This is a genomic window from Streptomyces sp. NBC_01429 (assembly GCF_036231945.1).
Taxonomy (GTDB): domain Bacteria; phylum Actinomycetota; class Actinomycetes; order Streptomycetales; family Streptomycetaceae; genus Streptomyces.
Window position 1 is genome coordinate 3,641,150 of sequence record NZ_CP109599.1, and the last position, 15,868, is coordinate 3,657,017.

A 15,868-nucleotide genomic window follows, 5' to 3' on the forward strand; every position below is an offset into this window, starting at 1 on the left:
ACGGCTGCCTACCGGGACGGGGACCAGGACCAGGACTGGAACCGGGACGGGGACCGGGACTGAGCGCGCGGCAGCGAAAGACCCCGGCCCGGGACCGCGATCGAGTGGATCACGATCCCGGGCCGGGGGCGGGGCGCCCGGACGGTGAGGCCGCGGCCTCGGAGTCAGCCCGGACTCAGGCGTCCTCGGGCTTCTCGTCCCCGGGCTCCAGGCCGAACTGCTCGACGAGCCACTTGTCGAACTCGATCGAGGCACGGACCCAGCTGACCGTGGACGACACGAAGTGCTCAAGGTTGACGCCCATGCCGATCAGCATCTGGGCCTCACCGATGAGCCGGACGGTCGGCGGACCGTCGCCCTCCTCGTGGACGTGCGTGTAGACCTTGGGCCACAGCGTCCGGCGGTTCCAGTCGTCGATCGCGTCCAGGATCTTGGACTTGTCCGTCACGGGGTGCGGGCGGTCGTAGAAGGTCCGCACCGAGAAGACCTGCTGGTCGTCCTCGCCGCGGAACATGAAGTACGTCCGGAACTCCTCCCACGGCGCCGCGAGGTCGCCCTCGTCGTCGACGACGTACTTCAGCTCCATCTGTTCGAGGAGCTGCTTGACCAGATCCTGGTCAGGGACGACGGGGCCCGCCGGTCCCGCACCCTGCGGTTGGGGCTGGCTGCCCCCGAAATTCGGAATCGAGGACGGGTCGATGCTCACCGTGTATTTCCCTTCGTACGGTTCCTGCCATCCTCTCCCATCCCGGCCCGGGGGTGGCAACCCCATCCGCGTCTCAACGGGTCACGGATTCGCCATCCGGTCCGTGAGCCGCCATACGCCGGTCGAGGGATTCCGCCCGTGCTCCTCCCCGGTCGGCTCCAGCCCCTGGGCCCGCTCCGCCGCCCGGACCATCTCGTCCCGGTATTTACGGAAGTCGATCCGCGTCTTGTCGTAGCCCGGGACGTGCTTCTCCATGAGCGGCAGCAGCTTTTTCGTGCCGATGTGCGCGCGGTGATCGGTGAAGTGGAGCAGCAGCCACAGCTCGAAGCAGGGGTTGGAGACGGCGATCCTGATGCCCTGCCGCCGGGCGGCCAGCGCGGCGTCGGCCACGTCTATGTAGTCGTCCACGTCGAAGACGCACCACACCTCGTCGTACCCGCCCGGATTGAGATCCCGCTGCCCGCGCGCGTACGCGACCAGCTGCGTCGGGGAGCATGCCTTGCCGCGTACGACCACGGACACGGCGGGGTTGCGTAAGTGATCACGTAAGCCCTGGAGGTACTGCCGCTCGGTCTCCTTGCTGCCGCAGACGATCAGCATCGTCCGCGCGGACCGCCGCACGGGGCCGCGCCTGCGGCCCGAGCCCTCACGTGGGAACGACCTGGCCACGAGCCCCCCAGTACTTCTTGAGCATGTCTTCAAAGGCCGTTTCCGGCAGGAGCGGTACGGCTCCGTAGCTGCCGGCGAGGTAACGCCGCTCGAAGTTCTCGCCCTTGCGGGGCTTGAAGTCTGTGAGCGGATACAGCTCGGAGGCCCCGGTCTTCGCGTCCTTCTCCACGAACCAGACCTGGTCGCGACGCAGCACCTGGTCACCGAGCATCGTGCCGAGAAGGGAGGCGTCGTGGGTGGTGAAGATGAGTTGGGCGTTGCGCTGGTTCAGCTCCGGGTCCTGGAAGAGGGTGAGGAGCTTGGCGGTGAGGAGGGGGTGGAGGCTGATGTCGATCTCGTCGACCCACATCACATCCCCGTTGAGAAGGGAGAGGAGGGCAGTGGTCGCCATGGTCAGCCAGGTCTTCGTACCGGCCGATTCGGCTTCCTCCGGAAGGACGAACTCCTCGCCACCGACCCGATGGACGAACTCCAATGCCTGCGACGCGGCCGCTTTGACGTCGTCCGGCATCCCCTGTGCCCGGCCATCGGGATTCCGCAGAAGCATCTCGAATGCCTTGTTCTTCGCCTCGCCGCCGCGGATGCCGTGCACGCCCAGATCAGCTACCGCCAGGACATCGCTTCCGATCGGCAGCCCCGCTGCGGCGAAGACCTCATACGTCTGCACGAGATACGCGCCGATAGCAGAGGCGAGATGCCGCGAGCCATCACCGAGTGTGACCAAATGCAGATCACGCCAGAGCTCACTCAGCTGCTTGTGCGATGTCTGCGCGGCAGCCGACAGATACAGGCTGTTCGGCCGCATCAGCCGCTCCGCCGCCACCCGCTCCCCGGTCAGCGTCGCGCCGTACGTCATCCGCATGCGGTCGCGCTCGAAGAGGACCCGCTTCCGGCCCTTGGGGTACGCGTACAGCCACTCTTCGGCCACCTCGGTGTCCGTGACGCTGAACCCGTACACGTACCGCACGCCGTCCAGCAGAACGTCGACGCCATACGAAGACGGTTCGCCCTGACTCGTGTGATCGAGAAGGAACGGGCGACGGCGCGGCAGGGGAGCGCCCGGCAGCCATCGGGCCTGGGATTCGCGTACCGCCTCGGCGAAGAATCGGTAGGCGTCCACGACCGTCGACTTCCCCGACGCGTTCGCGCCGAAGAGCGCCACCACCGGCACGGCCGGCCGGTCGTCCCCGTACGCGGGCACGAGGTTCAGTTCCTGTGGCTCGCGCAGGGAGCCGTGGTTGGCGACACGAAAGCTCAGCAGCATGGATTGTCACCCTCCCCACACCATCTTGTGAACAAGTGAATCGCGCATTACGTGATTCACATAGATGGTAGTTCTCTCCAGGGGACACGGCTACCGAACGTCGCCACGCGGCGCCGGGCCGTCAGATCGTCTCCAGGAAGGCCCCGACCACCGCCGCGAAGCCCGCCGGGGCGCTCTCGTGGACCATGTGGCCGGTGGGGAGCTGGACGAGGCGGGTGTGGGGGCGGCGGGATGCCATGGCCTTCGCGTGGTCGGCGGCGAGGATGTCGCTCCGCGTTCCGTGCACCAGCAGGGCCGGGCAGTCGCGGGCCAGCCAGTCCGCCCAGTGGTCCCCCTTGTGCTGCTCGTTGGACATCACCATGTCCTCCGGGTGGACGGTGAGCCCCCAGCCGTCGGCGTACTCGCTCAGCCCGTCCGTCAGATACGGCCCGGCGTCCCCGAGCCCTTCGAGCAGGGCGGCCCTGGTGGGTGCGCGGTGGGGCCAGGACAGGCAGAACGAGAGGTCACCGGCGATCTCCGTCCCCATGTCCTCGATGATCAGGGCGCGGACCAAGTCCGGACGCCGGGCCGCCAGTTGGTACGCGTTGAGGCCGCCGAGGGAGTGGCCGAGCACCACCACGTCGCGCAGTCCGAGGTGGCCGAGGAGCCCGGCGGCGTCCTCGATGTACCCCTCGCGCGAGAAGTCGGCCGGGCGGTCGGAGTAGCCGTGTCCTCGCTGGTCGAGCGCTATCACCCGCCACTTCGGGGCGAGGTCGCGCGCCAGCCTCGTGAAGGTGCGGGCCTGGCCGAAGTGGCCGTGCAGGGCGAGCAGGGGCTGCCCCGGGCCGCCGAAGTCCAGGTACGACAGCCTCCGCCCGACGATCTCGAAGGCTCCCCGGACCGCTTCGGCGTCGGAACCCCGCTCCGGCTCGCGCGCCCGGTCCGTATCCGTCCCGTACGCCGGCTGCGACAGCGACGGCGACAGCGACAGCGGCCCCAGGCGCTCCGCCACCCGGCTCCTCAGCAGCTCGTACTCCTCCGCCCTGCGGGGCAGCCGTCCCGGCGGGCGCCGGACAGCCCGGGGCTCGCCGACCTGCTGGCCGCGCCGGAACTGGTCGTGGGTGAGGTCGATCTCGACGCCGCCCGGCAGCCGGTTCCACCAGTGGTAGCCGTGCTGTTCCGCACCGAGCCGGACCTCCGCGAAGAGCAGGTCTCCACCGAATATGTCGTGCACGACCAGCGCCGTGATGTCGCACTGCCCCCACGCCGGGTTCTCCCCGGTCCAGGGGGCGCGCTCCACGTCGTCGGGCGAGCAGGTGTCGGCCGCCCAGCTCGCCCGCAGCGCCTGCTCGATGTCGGTGAGAACCCACGGCGTCGCGGCTTTCGCCGTGACCTTCGTCGCGGCCTTCGTCGTGGCCCTCGCCGTGGCCTTCGGGATGTCGATGTCGTCCCTCGGTGTCATGACGTTCAGCCTGCCACCCACCACTGACAGTCCCCGCTGCCGTCGACCGCTGTCAGCGCCCGCTCAGCGCCCGCCCGCCACCCGCAGAATCGTTCCCGTGGCGTACGAGGCGTCCGCCGAGAGCAGCCAGGAGACGGCGCCCGCGATCTCCTCCGGCTCTCCGGGCCGCCCCATGGGGATGCCGTCCGCGAGCTTGTCCGGGCGGGCGGGGTCCTCGTGGAACTCGGTCCTGATGACGCCGGGGGCCACCGCGTTGACCCGGATGCCCAGCCGCGCGACCTCCTTCGACAGCCCGACGGTCATCGTGTCCACGGCGCCCTTGGCCGCCGCGTAGTGCACGTACTCCCCCGGGCTGCCGAGGGTGGCGGCGGCCGAGGAGACGTTCACGATGGCGCCGCCCCCGGTCCGGGTCATGTCGCGCACCGCCCGGCGCGCGCAGAGCAGGTAGCCGACGACGTTCACGTCCAGCGCGCGCCGGATACCGGCCGCGTCCGCTTCGGCGAGCGGGCCGACGGGGCCGCTGACCCCGGCGTTGTTGACCAGCCCTGTGACCGGGCCGAGTTCGGCCGCCGCCGTCTCGAAGAGACGGTCGACGTCGGCCTCGTCGGAGGTGTCGGCCCGTACGGCCACGCATCGCCGGCCCGTCTCCCGTACGGACGAGGCGACGGCCACGGCCGCCGCCTCGTCGGAGTGGTACGCGAGCGCGACATGGTGCCCGTCCGCGGCGAGGCGCGCGCAGACGGCGGCGCCGATGCCTCGGCTGCCGCCCGTGACGACGGTGACCGGCACCGGCTGCCCGCTCATGGTGACCCCTGACCCTCGCTCGAACGGCTCGACAATGGTTCTCGGTCGAGAACCCTAGGGCTTCTTCTCCAGCGACGTGGGCGCGGGCCCACCCTGCTCAGGCGGCTCCGTCGACTCCGGCGCCGCCCCCACGATCAGCCCGTCCTCGAACCGGTCCACCCGTACCGTGTCCCCGTCCGTGACCTCCCCCGCCAGGATCTCCTTCGCCAGCTGGTCCCCGATCGCCGTCTGCACCAGCCGCCGCAGCGGCCGCGCCCCGTACGCCGGGTCGTTGCCCTCGTCAGCGAGCCACTCCAGGGCCGCCGGTGTGACGTCCAGCGTGAGGCGGCGCTCAGCGAGGCGCTTGGCCAGCCGGCCGATCTGGAGGCCGGCGATGTGGGCGAGTTCGTCGCGCGACAGGGCGGAGAAGACCACCAGGTCGTCCAGGCGGTTGAGGAACTCCGGCTTGAAGGAGGACCGTACGGTCTGGAGGACCTGCTCCTTCTTCCGCTCGGGACTCGTCAGCGGATCCACCAGGTACTGGCTGCCGAGGTTGGACGTCAGTACCAGGATGGTGTTGCGGAAGTCGACCGTCCGCCCCTGGCCGTCCGTGAGCCTGCCGTCGTCCAGCACCTGGAGCAGGACGTCGAAGACCTCCGGGTGGGCCTTCTCCACCTCGTCCAGCAGCACCACGCTGTACGGGCGCCGGCGCACCGCCTCCGTCAGCTGGCCGCCCTCCTCGTAACCGACGTATCCGGGCGGGGCGCCGACCAGGCGGGCGACGGAGTGCTTCTCGCCGTACTCGCTCATGTCGATCCGGATCATGGCGCGCTCGTCGTCGAAGAGGAAGTCCGCGAGGGCCTTGGCCAGCTCGGTCTTGCCGACTCCGGTCGGGCCGAGGAAGAGGAAGGAGCCGGTGGGGCGGTCCGGGTCCGCGATACCCGCGCGGGTGCGGCGTACGGCGTCGGAGACGGCCTCCACGGCCTCGCGCTGGCCGATCAGGCGCCGGCCCAGCTCCTGTTCCATGCGCAGCAGCTTCTGGGTCTCGCCCTCCAGCAGCCGGCCCGCCGGGATACCGGTCCAGGAGCCGACCACGTCGGCGATGTCGTCCGGGCCGACCTCCTCCTTGACCATCGTGTCCTTGGCGGCCTCCTGCTCGGCCTCGGAGGCGGCCTCCAGCTCGCGTTCCAGGCCGGGGATCTCGCCGTACAGCAGCTTGGAGGCGGTGTCGAAGTCGCCGTCGCGCTGCGCGCGCTCGGCCTGGCCGCGCAGCTCGTCCAGGCGCTCCTTCAGCTCACCGACCCTGTTCAGCCCCTGCTTCTCCTTCTGCCAGCGCGCGTTGAGGCCGCGCAGTTCCTCGTCCCGGTCGGCGAGGTCGCGGCGGAGCTTCTCCAGGCGCTGCTTGGAGGCGGGGTCCGACTCGTTCTTCAGCGCCAGCTCCTCCATACGGAGGCGGTCGACGGAGCGCTGGAGTTCGTCGATCTCGACGGGCGAGGAGTCGATCTCCATCCGGAGCCGGGACGCGGCCTCGTCGACGAGGTCGATGGCCTTGTCGGGCAGGAAGCGCGAGGTGATGTAGCGGTCGGAGAGGGTGGCGGCGGCGACCAGGGCCGCGTCCGCGATCTGCACTTTGTGGTGCGCCTCGTACCGTCCCTTGAGCCCGCGCAGGATCGCGATGGTGTCCTCGACGGACGGTTCGGCGACCAGCACCTGCTGGAAGCGGCGCTCCAGCGCGGCGTCCTTCTCGATCCGCTCGCGGTACTCGTCCAGGGTGGTCGCGCCGACCATGCGCAGCTCGCCCCGGGCCAGCATCGGCTTGAGCATGTTGCCCGCGTCCATGGCGGAGTCGCCGCCGGCGCCCGCGCCGACGACCGTGTGCAGTTCGTCGATGAAAGTGATGATCTGTCCGTCGCTGCCCTTGATCTCGGACAGGACGGTCTTCAGCCGCTCCTCGAACTCGCCCCGGTACTTCGCGCCGGCGACCATCGCGCCGAGGTCCAGCGAAACCAGCCGCTTGTTCCGCAGCGACTCCGGCACGTCGCCCTTGACAATGCGCTGTGCGAGCCCCTCGACCACGGCGGTCTTGCCGACGCCGGGCTCACCGATCAGCACCGGGTTGTTCTTCGTACGGCGCGACAGCACCTGTACGACGCGCCGGATCTCCTGGTCCCGGCCGATCACCGGGTCGAGCTTGCCCTCACGGGCCGCGGCGGTGAAATCGGTGCCGAACTTCTCCAGGGCCTTGTACTGGCCCTCCGGATCCGCTGTGGTCACCCTGCGCCCTCCCCTGGCCGCCTCGAACGCGTCGAGCAGCTTCTCGGCGGCGGCGCCGCGCTCCGCGAGCACCGCCCCCGCCTGGCCGCCCTTGGCGGCGATTCCGATGAGCAAATGCTCGGTGGACACGTACTCGTCGCCCAGCTCCTTGGCGCGCCGCGCCGCGTCGCCGATGACGGCGAGCAGCTCACGGTTGGGCTGCGGGGGCGCGACGGTGGATCCCGTCACGCTGGGCTCGGCGGCGAGCAGCCGCTCGGCGCCCGCCCGTACCGCCACCTGGTCTGCCTCGACGGCAGCCAGCAGGTCGGTGACGTTCTCGTTGTCCTGGCCCTCCAGCAGCGCGAGCAGCAGGTGCGCCGGGGTCAGATCGGGGTGTCCGGCCGCCACGGCGCGGCTGGTGGCCGCGTTGATCGCGTCCCGGCTCTTGTTCGTCAGCTCGGCGTCCACTGCGCTCTCTCCTCACGTACACGTATGCGAATGTGCCCGCCGTACGGCCTCGTACGGCCTTGTGCGGCCCCGCACGGCGCCGAACGGCCCCGTCCGGCGCCACGGGCCCCATGGATCCCTGTGCGGCCCTGTGCGGCTCTTGTGGTTCCTCTGTGGTTCCTCGTGGTTCCTTACGGAGATTCCCGGTCCGGGACTCACCTCTCCACCGACGCACAGCCGCCACACCTGACTCTCACAGCATGCGTAAAGTTGAGTCTATTCCACTCAAGCTTGAAACGGGACGGTACGGGGGCGGGAAAGCGGTACGGGGCGCGACCGGGGTGGACCGGGGTGCCGGGCGGAAAACCGCCGACCATAGGCTTCCCTCCATGGCCGAAGACGTACGGAACCCCAGCGCCGATCTTCTCGCGTTCTGGCGGGCGCGCCACATCTGCACCCTGACGACCCCGCGCCCGGACGGCGGCCCGCACGTGGTCCCGGTGGGGGTGACCTACGATCCGGCGGCCGGACTGGCCCGCGTCATCAGCAGCGGCGGCAGCCGGAAGGTAGCCCATGTGCTCGCGGCGGGCCCGGAGGGCGCCAGGGTCGCCGTCTGCCAGTTCGAGAGGGGCCGCTGGTCCACGCTGGAGGGCCGCGCCACGATCCGCAGGGAGCCCGAGGCCGTCGCGGACGCGGAGAACCGCTACGCGGAGCGGTACGGACACGCCCCGAGGCCCAACCCGGAGCGCGTGGTGATCGAGATCGCGCTGGAGCGGGCGATGGGCCGCTACTGAGAGCCGGCACGGCACGCGAGCACCCCGGTACGGCCCGCAAGCACCCGGGCCCGGTACGCAAAGGCCCGGGTACGGCGGGCGGCGCGAGGGGGGAGCGCCGCGCACCGTACCCGGGCAGCACAACGGCGCCATCGTGTTTCAGGTCCACGATGGCGCCGTTGTGTGGGGGAAGCGCCCGAACGATTTACAACGACGGGGGAACCGTTCAGGCGCTGCGGGGGGTGGCGATGTTGGTTTGTGGTCCGACCAGCTGATGGTCACGCTGGTCGAGGTTGACGAAGATCATGTCGTACCTGATGGTGCATCTGACGGGGCGCGGAGCCCCGCGTGGCCGCCGAAGGCAACGGTAGGCGCGGACATCCTCGTCCTCTTCGCGTACGACGACGACCGGCTCCCCGAAGAGGGTGACCATCAACGAGTCACCCCGGTGCGGAATGGCGGTGACCAAGTCGATGAAGTGCCACCCCGACCGGTAGGCCGTGGCCATCTCGCGCCGGAAGACCCGGTCGTCCAGCGGGACGGTCATGCGCTGATGTCGGCCGACGAACTGGTCCAGCCACTGTCCACCGGCGCAGCCGTCACATCCGATGCCGGGCTCGTCCACCCGCTGTCCCCCGAGGTGGTTGTCGCCGAGGTGCTCCAGCCACTGTCCCCACCACCACCGAGAACTCCGAAAGCCACGACCGCGGTGAAAGCAGTGGCAAGCACCGAGCGAAGCAATCTCTTGTACATAGTCGGCTTCGTCCTCACTTGATGGATTCCTCTCCCCCGCGTCACAAGACGATGGCTCATTCAGGCACGTCAATGCCACAGGGACGATGCATCATGTTCCTGTAGGTTCAGGACCCTGGGGGGTGGAGATTTGCCGCAAAATAGAACAGACCCGACACATCCCCATGCAGTGACCGAGCTGTGCGAGGAAGGCACGCGGCTCTATGCCAGCGCGCTGAGCGCGGGACGCATCTCCCGGGCGGAGGCCGAAGACGCTCCGTGCCTGCTGGAGTTCGCTCTTCTGCACCCCGATCCCGACGACCCGCAGTGGCTACGGCCCGTTCCGCCTTCCGTCGCTCTCGCTCAGATGCTCCATCCCATCGAACGAGAGATCCTGGACCGCAGACGACTCTCCAACGATCTGACAGAGTCCTTTGAGCCGTTCATGGCCATCAGCGCGCTGAATCCGGCCCCCACTCACGCCATCACCGTGCTGGAGGGCTCCAACCGGATCAACGCCGCCCTCAACGTCGCCACCGCCGAGTGCCACACCGAGATGCTGACCGTTCAGCCCGGAGGCGGCAGGCCGCAGGACGCGCTCAGCCAGGCCCTGGAGCGGGACAGACCTCTGATCGACCGCGGCGTCAGCATGCGCACGCTCTACCAGCACACCGTCAGGCACAGCCAGGGCACCATGGCCTATGTGGACCGCATGGCCAGCGGAAAGGTGGAGATACGGACGCTGGAGGAGCTGATCGAGCGGCTCATCATCTGTGACAACACGGTGGCCTTCATCCCCGCGACCGACGACCGGCAGGTCGCGCTGGAACTGCGCCACCCGGGTCTGGTCACCTACCTCGTCAAGGTCTTCGAACAGCTCTGGGCACGCGCGACCCCGCTCACCGAGCAGGTCGCGTACGAGCCGACCCCGGCCGGCGTCACGGGCGTCCAGCGGACCATCGCCAAGCTCCTCGTCGAGGGCTATGTGGACGAGGCCATCGCACGGCGGCTCGGGATGAACGTACGGACCTGCCGCGCGCACATCGCCAGGCTGGCGACCACCCTCGGCAGCGGCAGCCGCGCCCAGCTCGGCTACCTCATCGCACACTCGCGGATCCTCGACCAGGAGAACTGAGAGCACATGCGGACCACGGAGCCGAGGCGGACGGAGCCGACGCGGACCACGGAGCAGACGGGAACCACGCAGCAGACGGAATCGGCGGAGCCGACGGCTGCCGCGGGCGAGGCACGCACCCCCCGTCATGCGCCCTCCTCGCCCGCGGTCCTGCCCCCCGTCGCGCTCTCCAGCCTGCGCGTCCCGCGCTCGGGGATCAAGCATCGGGCTGCTGCACTGATGTGCGCTGCGGCATCGCGCAGAGGGAGCAAATGAAAGAAGGGGACATAAGCCTGCGGGGCGGCGCGCCCGCGGCGACCGCGCTCGCCGTCCTGTCGGACGGGGCACGCGCGTTGCTGCGCCGGCTGGTCCAGGGCGAACAGGTCGAGGCGGGCGAACCCGGACGCGCCGAGCTGGCCGCTCTCGGTCTCGCCGTGCACAACCCGCAGTTCGATCTGTGGAGCGTGCCGGACATGCACCACGCCGAGCAGTCGGCGCTGGCCGCCGAGCGCGCCGCCATCGCCCACCATCTCGACCGCATGATGCACTTCTCCGAGCTGCACCGGGAGATGCGGGACGCCGAGCCGCCGACCGGCAACGGCATCGAATTCCTCGGCCAGCACGAACGTGTCAACGCCGCCATCATGCAGGCGGTGAACTCCGCGCGGTCGCAGGTCCTCACGGCGCAGCCGCTGGACAGGGACCGCGAGACGCTGCGGGCGGTCAGCCCGTCCCAAGTGAAGCTGCTCCAGGGGGGCATCGCCCTGCGCACCATCTACCCGGACACCGCCCGCGCCCGGTACGCCGAGCAGGAGCTGGCCGTGGAGATGAGCAAGCACGGCGCGGAGATACGGACCCTCGCCACCGGCTTCGAGCGGATGATCCTGGTCGACAACAACTTCGCCGTGGTCTCCGACCACCGCGACGAGTCGGACAGCTGGACCGCCTTCGTCGTCACACACCCCGGCATGGTGGCATTCCTCCACCACGTCTACGACCAGCAGTGGGAACGCGCCGAGCCGTGGACGGGAGGCCGGTTCAGGCGGCGCGAGGAGACGCTCACGACGAGCAGGTCACGGCGCATCCTCAACAAGCTCAGGGAGGGCCGTACGCTCAAGCAGATCGCCAGCGAGCTGGGGGTCAGCCTGCGGACCGTCAACAACGACCTGAACAAGCTGTACGAGGCCGTGGGCGTCGACACGATGTTCGCGCTCGGCGCGTGGTGGAGTTCGGAGGCGGCGGCGAAGGAACGGAAACTGGGCTGAGGAGCGGCGGCACAGCGGGGGGCTCCCGGAGCACACGAAAGCGGGGCCGGTCGCCCGGAGCACACGAAAACAGGACCCGGTCCCCCGGAGCACACGAAAGCGGGGCCCGGTCTCCCGGACCCCGCTCCCGTTACCCGCTTCAGTCCGTCGGCCGCTTCGGCCGCCACACCACCAGGGCGCTCGTCTGCTGCACGTCCTGGTACGGCACCAGGTCCCGGCGGTACGAGGCGTGCACCTGTGCCTCGCGCTGGCGCATCGCCGCCGCCGCTCCGTCGACCGCCGTGGACAGCTCGGCGATACGGGCCTGGAGCGCGGCGACCTGGTTCTCCAGCTCGATGATCCGCTTGATGCCGGCGAGGTTGATGCCCTCGTCCTGCGACAGCTGCTGCACCTGCCGGAGCAGCTCGATGTCACGGGCCGAGTAGCGGCGCCCGCGCCCCGCCGTACGGTCCGGGGAGACCAGCCCGAGCCGGTCGTACTGCCTGAGCGTCTGCGGATGCAGTCCGGAGAGCTGGGCCGCCACCGAGATGACGTACACCGGCGTCTCCTCGGTCAGCTGGTACGCCCTGCCGAATCCGGACCGCGCCCGCCCGTCCCTGTCCATCGGGTCATGCTCCCTTCGCCGCCTGGAACAGCTCCGCCCGCGGATCCTCGTCCGCGGTCGCCTTCCGGTACGCCTCCAGCGCGTCGCGCGCCTGGGCGCCGAGGTCCTTGGGCACGACGACCTCGACGGTGACCAGCAGGTCGCCCCGGCTGCCGTCCTTGCGTACGGCACCCTTCCCACGGGCCCGCATCGTACGGCCGTTGGGCGTCCCGGGAGGCAGCTTCAGCGTGACCGGCGGACCGCCCAGCGTCGGCACCTTCACCTCGCCGCCGAGCGCCGCCTCCGTGAAGGTGACGGGCACGGTGACGGTGAGGTTGTCGTCCCTGCGGCCGAAGACCGGGTGGGCGTCGACGTGGACGACGACATACAGGTCGCCGCCCGGACCGCCGCGCTCGCCCGGCGCGCCCTTGCCGCGCAGCCGGATCCGCTGGCCGTCGCTGACGCCCGCCGGGATCCTGACCTGCATGGTCCGCGAGGACCTGGCGCGCCCGCTGCCCTTGCAGACCTCGCACGGGTCCTGGGCGATCAGCCCGCGGCCCTTGCAGTCCACACAGGGGTCGGTCAGCGAGAAGCCGCCGCCCGAGCCGCGCGAGACCTGTCCGGTGCCCACGCAGGTCGGGCAGACCCTCGGGGTGCCGTTCTTGTCGCCCGTGCCCGAACACGCCTTGCAGGGCGCCTGGCTGGACATCCGCAGCGGGACCGTGGCCCCGTCGACCGCCTCGCTGAAGCTGAGCGTGACCTCCGACTCGATGTCCTGTCCACGGCGCGGCTGTGTACGGGTGCCGGGACCGCCGCCCCGGTTGAACAGCCCGCCGAAGACGTCCCCGAGCCCCCCACCGAAGCCGCCGGCGCCGGGGGCGCCCTGTGGGCCGCCGCCCTGGGCGCCGCCGAAGAGGTCGCCCAGGTCGAAGTTGAAGTTGCCGTTGCCGCCCGCTCCGGGCCCCGGGCGGAATCCGCCGTTGCCGAAGAGCGAGCGCGCCTCGTCGTACTCCTTGCGCCGCTTGGGGTCGCCGAGGACGTCGTTCGCCTCGGAGATCTCCTTGAAGCGCTCCTCAGCCTTGGCGTCGCCCTTGTTGGCGTCCGGGTGGAACTCGCGGGCGAGCTTCCGGTACGCCTTCTTGATCTCGGCCTCGGTGGCGTCCTTGGGGACGCCGAGAACCTTGTAGTAGTCCTTCTCCACGAAGTCCTTGGTGCTCATTCCCGACGTCCCTCCTCTCCGCCTTCACTGCATGACACCGCGTCAGCCCTCCTCGGGGCCACCGCTCTCCTCGTCCTTGGCGGACCCGGCCTGCTCGTCCGCGGACTTGGGCTGGGCCCCGGGCTGGGGCTCGGCGACCGCGACCCGGGCGGGCCTGATGGTGCGCTCGCCGAACCGGTACCCCGGCTGGAGGATCGCGACGCACGTCGTTTCCGTGACGTCCGGCGCGTACGAGTGCATCAGGGCCTCGTGGATCGTCGGGTCGAAGGGCTCGCCCTCCTCGCCGAACTGCTGGAGTCCCAGCTTGACCGTGACCGCTTCCAGCGACTCGGCGACCGACTTGAACCCGCCGACCAGCTCCTCGTGGTCGCGCGCCCGGCCGATGTCGTCGAGCACGGGCAGCAGCTCGGTCAGCAGGCTCGCGACGGCGATCTCCTTGACCGTGACGCGGTCCCGCTCCACCCTGCGGCGGTAGTTCTGGTACTCGGCCTGAAGCCGCTGGAGGTCTGCCGTGCGCTCGTTGAGCGCGGTACGGACCTGGTCCAGCTGGGCGGTCAGGGCTACGTCCTGTACGTCCCCGGCCGGGGCCGCCGGCCCGGACTCCTTGGCGGAGTCCGGCTCGGCGGCCTTCGGCGTGGCGTCTTCGGGGTGAGCGCCGGAGGGGACGTCGGGCTTCTCCTCGAAGCCCGGGGTCTCCTCCGTCACGCCGCACCGTCCTTCTTGGGCTTCTCGTCGTCGACGATCTCGGCGTCCACGACATCGTCGTCGGCCTGGGCGCCCTGCGCCTGACCGGCGCCGGCCGCGCCCTCGGGACCGCCGGCGGCGGCACCGGACGCCTGGGCGTCCGCGTACATCGCCTGTCCGAGCTTCTGGGAGACGGCCGCGACCTTCTCCGTGGCGGTACGGATCTCGGCGGTGTCCTCGCCCTTGAGCTTCTCCTTCAGCTCGCCGATCGCCGTCTCGACCTCGGTCTTGACGTCGCCGGGGACCTTGTCCTCGTTGTCCTTGAGGAACTTCTCCGTCTGGTAGACGAGCTGTTCGGCCTGGTTGCGGGTCTCGGCGGCCTCGCGGCGGCGGTGGTCCTCGTCCGCGTACTGCTCGGCCTCTTCGCGCATCCGGTTGACCTCGTCCTTCGGCAGCGAGGAGCCACCGGTGACGGTCATCTTCTGCTCCTTGCCGGTGCCGAGGTCCTTCGCGGCCACGTGCATGATGCCGTTGGCGTCGATGTCGAAGGCGACCTCGATCTGCGGCACACCGCGCGGCGCGGGCGGCAGACCGGTCAGCTCGAACATACCGAGCTTCTTGTTGTACGCCGCGATCTCGCGCTCGCCCTGGTAGACCTGGATCTGCACGGACGGCTGGTTGTCCTCGGCCGTCGTGAAGATCTCGGAGCGCTTCGTCGGGATCGTCGTGTTGCGCTCGATCAGCTTGGTCATGATGCCGCCCTTGGTCTCGATACCGAGGGACAGCGGGGTGACGTCGAGGAGCAGGACGTCCTTGACCTCACCCTTCAGGACACCGGCCTGGAGGACGGCGCCGATGGCGACGACCTCGTCCGGGTTGACGCCCTTGTTGGCGTCACGGCCGCCGGTCAGCTCCTTGACCAGCTCCGCCACGGCGGGCATACGGGTCGAACCGCCGACGAGGACCACGTGGTCGATCTCGGACAGCTGGATGCCGGCGTCCTTGATGACGTTGTGGAACGGGGTCTTGCAGCGGTCCAGGAGGTCCGAGGTCAGCTGCTGGAACTGCGAGCGGGTGACCTTCTCGTCCAGGTGCAGCGGGCCCTCGGCGGACGCCGTGATGTACGGCAGGTTGATCGTGGTCTCGGTGGACGACGACAGCTCGATCTTCGCCTTCTCCGCGGCCTCGCGGAGACGCTGGAGAGCCATCTTGTCCTTGGCCAGGTCCACGCCGTGACCGTTGGCGAACTGCTTCACCAGGTAGTCGACGAGACGCTGGTCCCAGTCGTCACCACCGAGGTGGTTGTCACCGTTGGTGGCCTTCACCTCGACGACGCCGTCACCGATCTCCAGCAGCGACACGTCGAAGGTGCCGCCACCGAGGTCGAAGACGAGGATCGTCTGGTCGTCCTTGTCGAGCCCGTACGCCAGCGCGGCGGCCGTCGGCTCGTTGACGATACGCAGGACGTTCAGGCCCGCGATCTCGCCGGCCTCCTTGGTGGCCTGGCGCTCCGAGTCGTTGAAGTACGCCGGGACGGTGATCACCGCGTCGGTGACCTTCTCGCCCAGGTACGCCTCGGCGTCCCGCTTCAGCTTCTGCAGCACGAAGGCCGACATCTGCTGCGGGTTGAAGTCCTTGCCGTCGAGGTTGATCTTCCAGTCGGTGCCCATGTGGCGCTTGACCGACCGGATGGTCCTGTCGACGTTCGTAACCGCCTGGCGCTTGGCGACCTCTCCGACGAGCACCTCGCCGTTCTTGGCGAAGGCGACGACGGACGGCGTGGTCCTGGCGCCCTCTGCGTTGGTGATGACGGTGGGCTCGCCGCCTTCGAGAACGCTGACGACGGAGTTAGTCGTGCCCAGGTCGATGCCGACCGCACGTGCCATTTCAATTCCTCCAGCTGACTTGAGTGGAACAGACTCAAGGATGCATCAC

Annotated in this window: 14 protein-coding genes; 3 read left to right on the plus strand and 11 right to left on the minus strand. The window is 69.7% G+C overall.

What is annotated here, in order from left to right; translation table 11 throughout:
- Window positions 1-175: 175 nt before the first annotated feature.
- From OG627_RS15695 to clpB, 6 genes are all read right to left on the minus strand, one after another.
- Window positions 176-706 (minus strand): YbjN domain-containing protein, encoded by a 531-nt coding sequence (locus OG627_RS15695; protein WP_329065530.1) that lies wholly within the window; start codon window positions 704-706, stop codon window positions 176-178.
- Between the two features lie 81 nt (window positions 707-787).
- Window positions 788-1,375, minus strand: coding sequence for an RloB family protein (locus tag OG627_RS15700; RefSeq protein WP_329065531.1), 588 nt, complete (start codon window positions 1,373-1,375; stop codon window positions 788-790).
- Entirely contained in the window at window positions 1,353-2,639 is a 1,287-nt protein-coding gene (locus OG627_RS15705; RefSeq protein ID WP_329065533.1) for an AAA family ATPase, read from the minus strand. The genes OG627_RS15700 and OG627_RS15705 overlap by 23 nt, the downstream gene beginning before the upstream one ends.
- 121 nt (window positions 2,640-2,760) lie before the next feature.
- Window positions 2,761-4,080, minus strand: a complete 1,320-nt coding sequence (locus tag OG627_RS15710) for an alpha/beta fold hydrolase (RefSeq protein WP_329065534.1) — start codon at window positions 4,078-4,080, stop codon at window positions 2,761-2,763.
- A 63-nt stretch (window positions 4,081-4,143) separates the two neighbouring features.
- Window positions 4,144-4,884, minus strand: a complete 741-nt coding sequence (locus tag OG627_RS15715) for an SDR family oxidoreductase (protein WP_329065535.1) — start codon at window positions 4,882-4,884, stop codon at window positions 4,144-4,146.
- Window positions 4,885-4,938: 54 nt separating this feature from the next.
- Window positions 4,939-7,584, minus strand: a complete 2,646-nt coding sequence (gene clpB, locus OG627_RS15720; RefSeq protein WP_329065536.1) for an ATP-dependent chaperone ClpB — start codon at window positions 7,582-7,584, stop codon at window positions 4,939-4,941.
- Window positions 7,585-7,952: 368 nt separating this feature from the next.
- Here clpB and OG627_RS15725 point away from each other — a divergent pair, with 368 nt between their 5' ends.
- A complete protein-coding gene (locus OG627_RS15725) occupies window positions 7,953-8,357 on the plus strand; it encodes a pyridoxamine 5'-phosphate oxidase family protein (protein ID WP_329065537.1) in 405 nt (134 codons plus the stop codon).
- A gap of 205 nt (window positions 8,358-8,562) precedes the next feature.
- Here OG627_RS15725 and OG627_RS15730 read toward each other — a convergent pair whose 3' ends face one another.
- On the minus strand, window positions 8,563-8,883 hold the full coding sequence (locus OG627_RS15730; protein WP_329072696.1) for a (2Fe-2S)-binding protein: 321 nt from the start codon (window positions 8,881-8,883) through the stop codon (window positions 8,563-8,565).
- 375 nt (window positions 8,884-9,258) lie between these two features.
- Here OG627_RS15730 and OG627_RS15735 point away from each other — a divergent pair, with 375 nt between their 5' ends.
- Window positions 9,259-10,203: a helix-turn-helix transcriptional regulator gene (locus OG627_RS15735; RefSeq protein WP_329065539.1), complete on the plus strand. Its 945-nt coding sequence runs from the start codon at window positions 9,259-9,261 to the stop codon at window positions 10,201-10,203.
- A gap of 251 nt (window positions 10,204-10,454) precedes the next feature.
- Complete coding sequence (locus OG627_RS15740) at window positions 10,455-11,447, plus strand: LuxR C-terminal-related transcriptional regulator (RefSeq protein ID WP_329065540.1); 993 nt, start codon at window positions 10,455-10,457, stop codon at window positions 11,445-11,447.
- A gap of 139 nt (window positions 11,448-11,586) precedes the next feature.
- On the opposite strand, the gene OG627_RS15745 is transcribed toward OG627_RS15740, so the two are convergent.
- Genes OG627_RS15745 through dnaK form a run of 4 tightly spaced genes read right to left on the minus strand, consistent with a single transcriptional unit; the run spans window position 11,587 to window position 15,819 of the window.
- The gene (locus OG627_RS15745) at window positions 11,587-12,051 is read right to left on the minus strand and encodes a heat shock protein transcriptional repressor HspR (RefSeq protein WP_329065541.1); all 465 of its coding nucleotides are present in this window, start codon (window positions 12,049-12,051) and stop codon (window positions 11,587-11,589) included.
- A gap of 4 nt (window positions 12,052-12,055) precedes the next feature.
- Window positions 12,056-13,249, minus strand: a complete 1,194-nt coding sequence (dnaJ, locus tag OG627_RS15750; protein WP_329065542.1) for a molecular chaperone DnaJ — start codon at window positions 13,247-13,249, stop codon at window positions 12,056-12,058.
- A 42-nt stretch (window positions 13,250-13,291) separates the two neighbouring features.
- Complete coding sequence (gene grpE, locus OG627_RS15755) at window positions 13,292-13,954, minus strand: nucleotide exchange factor GrpE (RefSeq protein WP_329065543.1); 663 nt, start codon at window positions 13,952-13,954, stop codon at window positions 13,292-13,294.
- Window positions 13,951-15,819: a molecular chaperone DnaK gene (gene dnaK, locus OG627_RS15760; protein WP_329065544.1), complete on the minus strand. Its 1,869-nt coding sequence runs from the start codon at window positions 15,817-15,819 to the stop codon at window positions 13,951-13,953. The genes grpE and dnaK overlap by 4 nt, the downstream gene beginning before the upstream one ends.
- Window positions 15,820-15,868: the final 49 nt, after the last annotated feature.

Excerpts from the sequence above, each read along its gene's own strand:
- OG627_RS15725 (WP_329065537.1), top strand. The coding sequence starts at position 7,953 with ATGGCCGAAGACGTACGGAACCCCAGCGCCGATCTTCTCGCGTTCTGG.
- dnaK (WP_329065544.1), bottom strand. The coding sequence starts at position 15,819 with ATGGCACGTGCGGTCGGCATCGACCTGGGCACGACTAACTCCGTCGTC.
- OG627_RS15715 (WP_329065535.1), bottom strand. The coding sequence starts at position 4,884 with ATGAGCGGGCAGCCGGTGCCGGTCACCGTCGTCACGGGCGGCAGCCGA.
- dnaJ (WP_329065542.1), bottom strand. The coding sequence starts at position 13,249 with ATGAGCACCAAGGACTTCGTGGAGAAGGACTACTACAAGGTTCTCGGC.
- OG627_RS15745 (WP_329065541.1), bottom strand. The coding sequence starts at position 12,051 with ATGGACAGGGACGGGCGGGCGCGGTCCGGATTCGGCAGGGCGTACCAG.
- OG627_RS15730 (WP_329072696.1), bottom strand. The coding sequence starts at position 8,883 with ATGACCGTCCCGCTGGACGACCGGGTCTTCCGGCGCGAGATGGCCACG.
- OG627_RS15710 (WP_329065534.1), bottom strand. The coding sequence starts at position 4,080 with ATGACACCGAGGGACGACATCGACATCCCGAAGGCCACGGCGAGGGCC.
- OG627_RS15705 (WP_329065533.1), bottom strand. The coding sequence starts at position 2,639 with ATGCTGCTGAGCTTTCGTGTCGCCAACCACGGCTCCCTGCGCGAGCCA.
- OG627_RS15740 (WP_329065540.1), top strand. The coding sequence starts at position 10,455 with ATGAAAGAAGGGGACATAAGCCTGCGGGGCGGCGCGCCCGCGGCGACC.